This is a genomic window from Burkholderia sp. Cy-637, from assembly GCF_011753175.1.
In the GTDB taxonomy this organism is placed as follows: domain Bacteria; phylum Pseudomonadota; class Gammaproteobacteria; order Burkholderiales; family Burkholderiaceae; genus Burkholderia; species Burkholderia gladioli.
Genome location: NZ_VWWC01000221.1, coordinates 1 through 9,622, shown reverse-complemented (window position 1 = coordinate 9,622; position 9,622 = coordinate 1). Strand labels below are relative to the sequence as shown.

Genomic DNA, 9,622 nt, shown 5'->3' with positions numbered 1-9,622 from the left:
CGGCAATATCGAATACCTCGGCCGCAATGACTTCCAGGTCAAGATCCGCGGCTTCCGGATCGAACTCGGCGAGATCGAGGCCCGGCTCGCGGAATATCCCGTCGTGCGGGAGGCGGTCGTGCTCGCACTCGGCGACGGTGCCGACAAGCGTTTGGTCGCCTACGTGGTGGCCGAGCACGACGAGCAGTTGATCGGCGCGATCCGCGATCACCTCGCCGCGCAACTGCCCGACTATATGGTGCCCACTGCCTTCGTGCGGCTCGATGCCCTGCCGCTCAGCCCCAACGGCAAGCTCGATCGCCGCGAGCTGCCCGCGCCCGATTCGTCCGCGCTCGCGCGTCAGGCTTATGAAGCGCCCCAAGGCGAGATCGAATGTGCGCTTGCTGAAATCTGGGCCGAGTTGCTAGGTGTCGAACGCGTCGGCCGCCACGACAGCTTCTTCGCACTCGGCGGGCATTCCCTGCTCGCCGTGCGGCTGGTTGGCCGCATCGCCGCGCTCGGCACCGAGTTGCCTCTCGCCAAGCTGTTCGCCTCGCCCACACTCACGGGACTGGCCGCGATCATTACCGACCGGCTGGACCAGGGCGCCGCCGCGCTGCCGCCCATCACGCCAGTCTCACGCGATGGCGAGCTGCCGCTTTCCTTCGCCCAGCAGCGACTGTGGTTCCTGGCCCAACTCGATGGCGTCAGCGCGACCTATCACATCCCGCTGGCGCTGCGCCTGCAAGGCCGGCTCGACACGGCAGCATGGCAGCGTGCGCTCGACACCCTGCTCGATCGTCACGAGGCGCTGCGCTCGACCTTCGTCACGGTCCAGGGCCAGCCGCAGGTGCGGCTGCTGCCGGTGGGCACCGCTTTGCCCGTCACGCATCACGACCTGCGCGATGTACCCGATGCGCAGCAGCAGTTGCAGGCCATCAGTGCCCAGGAAGCTCATGCGCCCTTCGACCTCGAACAGGGCCCGCTGATCCGCGCCCGCCTGATCCGCTTGAGCGAGGACGAACACGCGTTCCTGCTGACCCAGCATCACATCGTCTCGGACGGCTGGTCCTTCGAAGTCCTGCTACGCGAGCTGCAGGCCCTCTATGGCGCTTATCTCGATGGCCGGCCCGATCCGCTCGCGCCGTTGGCCATCCAGTATCCCGACTATGCCGCCTGGCAACGCCAGTGGCTCACGGGCGAGCGCCTGCAGGCCCAGGGCGAGTATTGGCGCCAAACGCTCGCCGATGCACCGACGCTGCTCGACCTGCCCACCGACCACCCCCGTCCCGCGCAGCAATCCTTCGTCGGCGCCCATGTGCCGATGCGCCTCGATGCCGAACTCACGCAGGCGCTCAGGCGCCTCGCGCAAGCGCACGGTGCCACGCTGTTCATGACCGTGATGGCCGCCTGGGCCGCCGTGCTCGCGCGGCTGTCGGGCCAGCAGGACATCGTGATCGGCACCCCCAGCGCGAACCGAAATCGCCAGGAGGTCGAGCCGCTGATCGGTTTCTTCGTCAACACGCTGGCGCTGCGCCTGGATTTGTCCGGCACGCCCGATGCCGCCGCCTTGCTCGCGCGCGTGCGTCATGCCGCGCTGGCCGCGCAGGATCACCAGGACCTGCCTTTCGAGCAGATCGTCGAGATCGTCAACCCGCCGCGCAACCTGGAGCATGCGCCGCTGTTCCAGGTGATGTTCAGCTGGCAGTCCCAACAAGGCACGTCATTGCCGCTGCCCGAGCTGGAAGTCACGGCGCTGCCGCCGGCTTACGACACGGTGAAGTTCGATCTGGAACTGGCGCTCGAGGAGAACGGCGACGAGATTTTCGGCACCCTGAGCTATTCGACGGCCTTGTTCGACAGGGCCACCATCGAACGGCAGGCGGGTTACCTGCGGGCCATGCTGCGGGCGATGTCGCGGGACGAAACGCAGGCGGTCGATCATGTCGACATCCTGCCGCCCGAAGAACGCAAGCTGCTGCTGGGCGACTGGAATGCGACGCAGGCGGACTATCCCGAGCAGCATTGCATTCATCAGTCGTTCGAGCAGCAGGTCGAGCGCACGCCCGACGCCGTCGCCCTCGTCTTCGAGGATCAAACGCTCAGTTATGCCCAGCTCAACGCTCGCGCCAACCAGCTCGCGCACGAGCTCATCGCCCTCGGCGTGCAGCCCGATTCGCGCGTGGCCATCTGCGTCGAGCGTTCGAGCGCCATGCTCGTCGGCCTGCTCGCCATTCTCAAGGCCGGTGGCGCCTATGTCCCGCTCGACCCCGCCTATCCCGGCGAGCGACTCGCTCACATCCTCATCGATGCCGATCCCGGCATCGTGCTCGTCGACACCGCCGGCCGTGCCGCCCTCGGCCAGGACGCGCTCGACGGGCGCCGCCTGCTCGATCCCAACGCGTTGCCCGATCGCCCCACGACGAACCCGGTCGTACCCGGCCTCACTTCGCGACACCTCGCCTACGTCATCTACACCTCAGGCTCCACCGGCAAGCCCAAGGGCGTCATGGTCGAGCACCGGCAGGTCCTCAACTTCCTGAGCGCCATGGCTACCGCGCCCGGCATCCACTCGGGGGATCGCCTGCTGGCCATCACCAGCATGTCCTTCGATATCGCCGCGCTCGAGCTCTATCTGCCCCTCGGCAAGGGCGCTACCGTCGTGCTCGCCGCGCGCCGCGACGTCATGGACCCGCTCGCCCTGCACGACCTGATCGTCCGGCAGCGCATCTCCATGCTGCAGGCCACGCCCGCCATCTGGCGCACCTTGCTCGCGCAACCGGATATCAAGCTGCCCCTGGTCGCCCTGTGCGGCGGCGAGGCGCTACAGGCGGACCTGTCCCTTCGCCTGCAGGCCGCCACGCGTCAGGTCTGGAATCTCTACGGGCCCACCGAGACGGCAATCTGGTCCACCGTCCTGCCCGTGCGGGACGACCCGGCCAGGAAGTTTCCCGCCTCAGCCATCGGCCGGCCGATCGCCAATACGCGGATCTACCTGCTCGACGAGCACGGGCAGCCCGTGCCGACGGGCGCGGTCGGTGAGCTGCATATCGGTGGCGACGGCGTCGCGCGCGGTTATCTCAACCGCCCCGAACTCACCGCCGAACGCTTCGTGCGCGATCCCTTCGCCGGTCACGACGACGCTCGCATGTATCGCACCGGCGATCTCGCCCGTTACCTGCCTGACGGCAATATCGAATACCTCGGCCGCAATGACTTCCAGGTCAAGATCCGCGGCTTCCGGATCGAGCTCGGCGAGATCGAGGCCCGGCTGGCCAACCATCCCGCCGTGCGCGAGGCAGTCGTGCTCGCGATCGGCGACGGCGCCGACAAGCGCCTGGTCGCCTATGTGGTGGCCGAGCACGACGAGCAGTTGGTGGGCGCGCTGCGCAGCCATCTCGCCGCGCAACTGCCGGACTACATGGTGCCGGCCGCCTTCGTGCGGCTCGACGCCCTGCCGCTGACGCCCAACGGCAAGGTCGACCGCCGTGCGCTGCCCGCGCCGGATCAATCCGCGCTCGCGCGTCAGGCTTATGAAGCGCCCCAAGGCGAGATCGAATCCGCACTCGCCGAGATCTGGGCCAATCTGCTCAGCGTCGAGAAAGTCAGTCGCCACGACAGCTTCTTCGCACTCGGCGGGCACTCCCTGCTCGCCGTCCGGCTGGTCGGCCGCATCGCCGCGCTCGGCACCGAGTTGCCTCTCGCCAAGCTGTTCGCCTCGCCCACGCTCGCCGGCCTGGCTGCGATCATTACCGACCGACTGGACCAGGGCGCCGCCGCGCTGCCGCCCATCACGCCGGTCTCACGCGATGGCGAGTTGCCGCTCTCCTTCGCCCAGCAGCGACTGTGGTTCCTGGCCCAGCTCGACGGCGTCAGCGCCACTTATCACATCCCGCTGGCGCTGCGCCTGCAAGGCCGACTCGACGCGGCAGCATGGCAGCGCGCGCTCGACACGCTGCTCGATCGCCACGAGGCGCTGCGCTCGACCTTCGTCACGGTCCAGGGCCAGCCGCAAGTGCGGCTGCTGCCGGTCGGCACCGCCTTGCCCATCACCCATCACGACCTGCGCGATGCGCCCGACGCGCAGCAGCAGTTGCAGGCCATCAGTGCCCAGGAAGCTCATGCGCCCTTCGACCTCGAACAGGGCCCGCTGATCCGCGCCCGCCTGATCCGCTTGAGCGAGGATGAACACGCGTTCCTGCTGACCCAACATCACATCGTCTCCGATGCATGGTCCTTCGAGGTCCTGCTCGGCGAGCTGCAGGCCCTCTATGGCGCTTATCTCGATGGCTTGCCCGATCCGCTCGCGCCGCTGGCCATTCAATACCCCGACTACGCCGCCTGGCAGCGCCAGTGGCTCACGGGCGAACGCCTGCAGGCCCAGGGCGAGTATTGGCGCCAGACGCTCGCCGATGCGCCGGCCCTGATCGACCTGCCCACCGACCACCCCCGCCCCGCGCAGCAGTCGTTTGCCGGTGCTCACGTGCCGGTGTGCCTGGACGCCGAGCTCACGCAGGCGCTCAGGCGCCTCGCGCAAGCCCATGGCGTGACGCTGTTCATGACCGTGATGGCCGCCTGGGCCGCCGTGCTCGCACGACTGTCGGGCCAGCAGGACATCGTGATCGGCACCCCCAGCGCGAACCGCAATCGCCAGGAGGTCGAGCCGCTGATCGGCTTCTTCGTCAACACGCTGGCACTGCGCCTCGATCTGTCCGGCACGCCCGATGCCGCCGCCTTGCTCGCGCGCGTGCGTCACGCCGCGCTGGCCGCGCAGGACCACCAGGACCTGCCCTTCGAGCAGGTCGTCGAAGTCGTCAATCCGCCGCGCAACCTGGAGCACTCGCCGCTGTTCCAGGTGATGCTCAGTTGGCAGTTCCGGCAAGGCACGTCGTTGCAGTTGCCCGAACTCGAGGTGGCGCCGTTGCCGCCGAGCCAAGACACAGTCAAGTTCGACCTGGAACTGGCATTCGAAGAGAGCGACGACGGAATCGCCGGTGTGCTCGGCTATTCGACGGCACTGTTCGAGCGGGCCACGATCGAACGGCATCTCGCTTACCTGCAGGCCATGCTGCGAGCGATGGCCCGGGACGAAACGCAGGCGGTCGATCATGTCGACATCCTGCCGCCCGAAGAACGCAAGCTGCTGCTGGTCGACTGGAATGCGACGCAGGCGGACTATCCCGGGCAGCATTGCATTCACCAGTCGTTCGAGCAGCAGGTCGAGCGCACGCCCGACGCCGTCGCCCTCGTCTTCGAGGATCAAACGCTCAGCTATACCCAACTCAACGAGCGGGCCAACCAGCTCGCGCACGAGCTCATCGCCCTCGGCGTGCAGCCCGATTCCCGCGTGGCCATCTGCGTCGAGCGTTCGAGCGCCATGCTCGTCGGCCTGCTCGCCATTCTCAAGGCCGGTGGCGCCTATGTCCCGCTCGACCCCGCCTATCCCGGCGAGCGACTCGCTCACATCCTCATCGATGCCGATCCCGGCATCGTGCTCGTCGACACCGCCGGCCGTGCCGCCCTCGGCCAGGACGCGCTCGACGGGCGCCGCCTGCTCGATCCCAACGCGTTGCCCGATCGCCCCACGACGAACCCGGTCGTACCCGGCCTCACTTCGCGACACCTCGCCTACGTCATCTACACCTCAGGCTCCACCGGCAAGCCCAAGGGCGTCATGGTCGAGCACCGGCAGGTCCTCAACTTCCTGAGCGCCATGGCTACCGCGCCCGGCATCCACTCGGGGGATCGCCTGCTGGCCATCACCAGCATGTCCTTCGATATCGCCGCGCTCGAGCTCTATCTGCCCCTCGGCAAGGGCGCTACCGTCGTGCTCGCCGCGCGCCGCGACGTCATGGACCCGCTCGCCCTGCACGACCTGATCGTCCGGCAGCGCATCTCCATGCTGCAGGCCACGCCCGCCATCTGGCGCACCTTGCTCGCGCAACCGGATATCAAGCTGCCCCTGGTCGCCCTGTGCGGCGGCGAGGCGCTACAGGCGGACCTGTCCCTTCGCCTGCAGGCCGCCACGCGTCAGGTCTGGAATCTCTACGGGCCCACCGAGACGGCAATCTGGTCCACCGTCCTGCCCGTGCGGGACGACCCGGCCAGGAAGTTTCCCGCCTCAGCCATCGGCCGGCCGATCGCCAATACGCGGATCTACCTGCTCGACGAGCACGGGCAGCCCGTGCCGACGGGCGCGGTCGGTGAGCTGCATATCGGTGGCGACGGCGTCGCGCGCGGTTATCTCAACCGCCCCGAACTCACCGCCGAACGCTTCGTGCGCGATCCCTTCGCCGGTCACGACGACGCTCGCATGTATCGCACCGGCGATCTCGCCCGTTACCTGCCTGACGGCAATATCGAATACCTCGGCCGCAATGACTTCCAGGTCAAGATCCGCGGCTTCCGGATCGAGCTCGGCGAGATCGAGGCCCGGCTGGCCAACCATCCCGCCGTGCGCGAGGCAGTCGTGCTCGCGATCGGCGACGGCGCCGACAAGCGCCTGGTCGCCTATGTGGTGGCCGAGCACGACGAGCAGTTGGTGGGCGCGCTGCGCAGCCATCTCGCCGCGCAACTGCCGGACTACATGGTGCCGGCCGCCTTCGTGCGGCTCGACGCCCTGCCGCTGACGCCCAACGGCAAGGTCGACCGCCGTGCGCTGCCCGCGCCCGATTCGTCCGCGCTCGCGCGTCAGGCTTATGAAGCGCCCCAAGGTGAGATCGAATCCGCCCTCGCCGAGATCTGGGCCGATCTGCTCGGCGTCGAGAAAGTCAGTCGTCACGACAGCTTCTTCGCACTCGGCGGGCACTCCCTGCTCGCAGTACAACTGATCATTCGCATCGCCGAGCTGGGCTACCTGCTCACCCTGAACGAGGTGTTCCAGCACCCCGAACTCACCAGCCTGGCGCAGCGCATCGCGTCGGCCTCGGCTTCGACACAGGCGCTGGAAGCGGTGCCGGTTCGCGTCGGGGGCACGCAGCCGCCGATCTTCTTCCTGCCGACCGGCCTGGGAGACTACTCCTATGCCTTCTCGCTGGCTTCGCACATCGACTCGAGCTTCCCCATCTATGCGTTGCCGTGGCAATCGCTCCACGAAACGCCGCTCTCGACGATCGAAGCCATGGCGAGCCGGATGATTGCGCTGATCAAGGCGGTACAGCCGAGCGGCCCCTATCGGTTCGCGGGTTATTCGTCGGGGGGGCTGGTGGCCTACGCCATCGCGCATGCGCTGCTGGAGGCGAACGAGGAAGTGTCGTTCGTGGGGCTGCTCGACGTCTCCACGCCCCAGGCGCTGGAAGCCGAGATGCCGGAATCCGCCCAACAGGTGTTCATCGAGTGGATCGAGGAGAAATACCAGACGGAGCACGAGTCCGCGATCGCCGACCTGCGCGCGCGGCGCGATCGGGCCGGGCTGACGGAGCTGATCGAATCCGCCCAGCAATTCGGGCTCTATCCGCGGCATGCCTGCCTGCCCGTCGAGGTGTCGCGATGGGAGCAGATCGCCCACTACGCCCAGACGGTCAGGCACTATCGGCCGCAACCGATCGCGCGCAAGGTGCATCAGTTCCACGCGACGGAGTTGCTGGGCTCCGGGAGGACCTCGCAGGATGCGGCAAGCCGGCAAGCCGATGCCATCGACCCCGGCCTGGGATGGGACCGGATCCTGCCGGCTTCGATACTGCACCTGATTCCGGTGCCCGGCGACCATCATTCGATGGTGGTCGACATCGGGCATCGCGCGCAGTTGGGCCGGAAGTTCAACGACGTGGTGCTGGATTCGATCGACAGCCTGCACCCCAGCGACAGCCCGGCATGAGCCGGCGCCGGGCAGCGGCTTGCCCGGCGCGGGGCGCCCTGGCGCGGGCACGAGCCGGCGCCTGCCCCGGCGCGGGATGCGCCGGCGCGCGATCGAGCCGATCTGTATCGGGGAGTGGAACGGGTGCCGCCTCGCGCGTCGTGGTCAGACGCCACGCGGGAAACGGCCGGGGCAGCGCAGGCGGGTACTGGCGGGGTAATTCGCGAGGCGCGCCTCACGCGAGCCTCGCCGGGAGCCGGTCGGGCGACCGGCTCCCCGTCACCATCGCCGCTCAGGCGGCGGTGACCGTCACCGACTTCGTGACGAGGTAGGGCTCGAGCGCTTCCGGGCCGCCTTCAGAGCCGTAGCCCGAATCCTTCACGCCGCCGAACGGCATTTCCGGCCAGGGCGTGGCGGGCTGGTTGATCCACAGCATGCCGACCTCCAGACGCTGCGTCAGCAGGTGCACGTTCTTGAACGCGCGCGTGAAGGCATAACCGGCCAGGCCGTAAGGCAGGCGGTTCGCTTCGGTGATCGCGTCCTCCAGCGTGTCGAAGCCGCGGATCGCCGCGATCGGGCCGAACGGCTCGTTGTTGAACACGTCGGCCTCGAGCGGCACGTCGGTCAGCACGGTCGGCGCGAAGAAGTTGCCCTCGCTGCCGATCCGCTCGCCGCCGGTGGCCACCGTCGCGCCGGTCTTGCGCGCGTCGGCCACCACCTTCTCCATCGCGCCCAGGCGGCGCGAGTTGGCCAGCGGGCCCAGGTTGGTGCCGAGCGCGAGGCCGTCGCCGACCTTCAGGCCTTCGGCGTGCTTGACCAGCGCCTTGGCGAAGTCCTCGCGCACGCTGTTGTGGACCAGGAAGCGCGTCGGCGAGATGCAGACCTGGCCGGCGTTGCGGAACTTCGCGCCGCCGGCGGCCTTGACCGCCAGATCGAGGTCGGCGTCCTCGGCGACGATCACCGGCGCGTGGCCGCCCAGTTCCATGGTGGCGCGCTTCATGTGCTGGCCCGCCAGCGCGGCGAGCTGCTTGCCGACCGGCGTCGAGCCCGTGAAGGTGACCTTGCGGATCACCGGATGCGGAATCAGGTAGTTCGAGATCTCGGCGGGATCGCCATAGACCAGGCCCACCACGCCCGCCGGCACGCCCGCGTCGACGAAGGCGCGCAGCAGCTGGGCCGGCGAAGCCGGGGTTTCCTCGGGTGCCTTCACCAGGAACGAGCAGCCGGTGGCCAGCGCCGCACTGAGCTTGCGCACCACCTGGTTGACCGGGAAGTTCCAGGGCGTGAAGGCCGCCACCGGGCCGACCGGCTCCTTGACCACGGTCTGCTGGACCGCCAGGTTGCGCGGCGGCACGATCCGGCCGTAGACGCGGCGGCCTTCGTCGGCGAACCATTCGATGATGTCGGCGGCCGACAGCACCTCGATCTTCGCCTCGACCAGCGGCTTGCCCTGCTCCTGCGTCATCAGCTGGGCGATCGTGTCGGCGCGCTCGCGCACCAGCGCCGCGGCCTTGCGCATCAGTGCCGCGCGATCGTAGGCCGTCACCTTGCGCCAGGTCTCGAAACCGCGCTGGGCGGCTTCCAGTGCGCGATCCAGGTCGGCGATGCCGGCGTGCGCGACCTTGCCGATCACCTTGCCCGTAGCCGGGTTCAGCACGTCGATGGTCTTGCCGCTCGCGGCATCGCACCACTCGCCGTTGATGAGGAGCTGCGTATCCGTGTAAGTCGTGTTCGTCATCTGGGTATCCACCTGATCGAGAAAAGGAGCGGCCGAAGCCGGGCGCTGCCGCGGCATGCCGCGTCGGGACGGGCCGCCGGGCACGCCGGGCGGCTCGCGCCGCCAGCGGC

2 protein-coding genes are annotated in these 9,622 nt (G+C 68.5%); one reads left to right on the top strand and one right to left on the bottom strand.

Going from position 1 to position 9,622, the window contains the following annotated elements:
- The first annotated feature begins 7 nt into the window (after positions 1–7).
- A complete protein-coding gene (locus F3J10_RS32255; RefSeq protein ID WP_345791248.1) occupies positions 8–7,795 on the top strand; it encodes an amino acid adenylation domain-containing protein in 7,788 nt (2,595 codons plus the stop codon).
- Between the two features lie 271 nt (positions 7,796–8,066).
- Here F3J10_RS32255 and F3J10_RS32250 read toward each other — a convergent pair whose 3' ends face one another.
- On the bottom strand, positions 8,067–9,512 hold the full coding sequence (locus tag F3J10_RS32250) for an NAD-dependent succinate-semialdehyde dehydrogenase (protein WP_025102293.1): 1,446 nt from the start codon (positions 9,510–9,512) through the stop codon (positions 8,067–8,069).
- Positions 9,513–9,622: the final 110 nt, after the last annotated feature.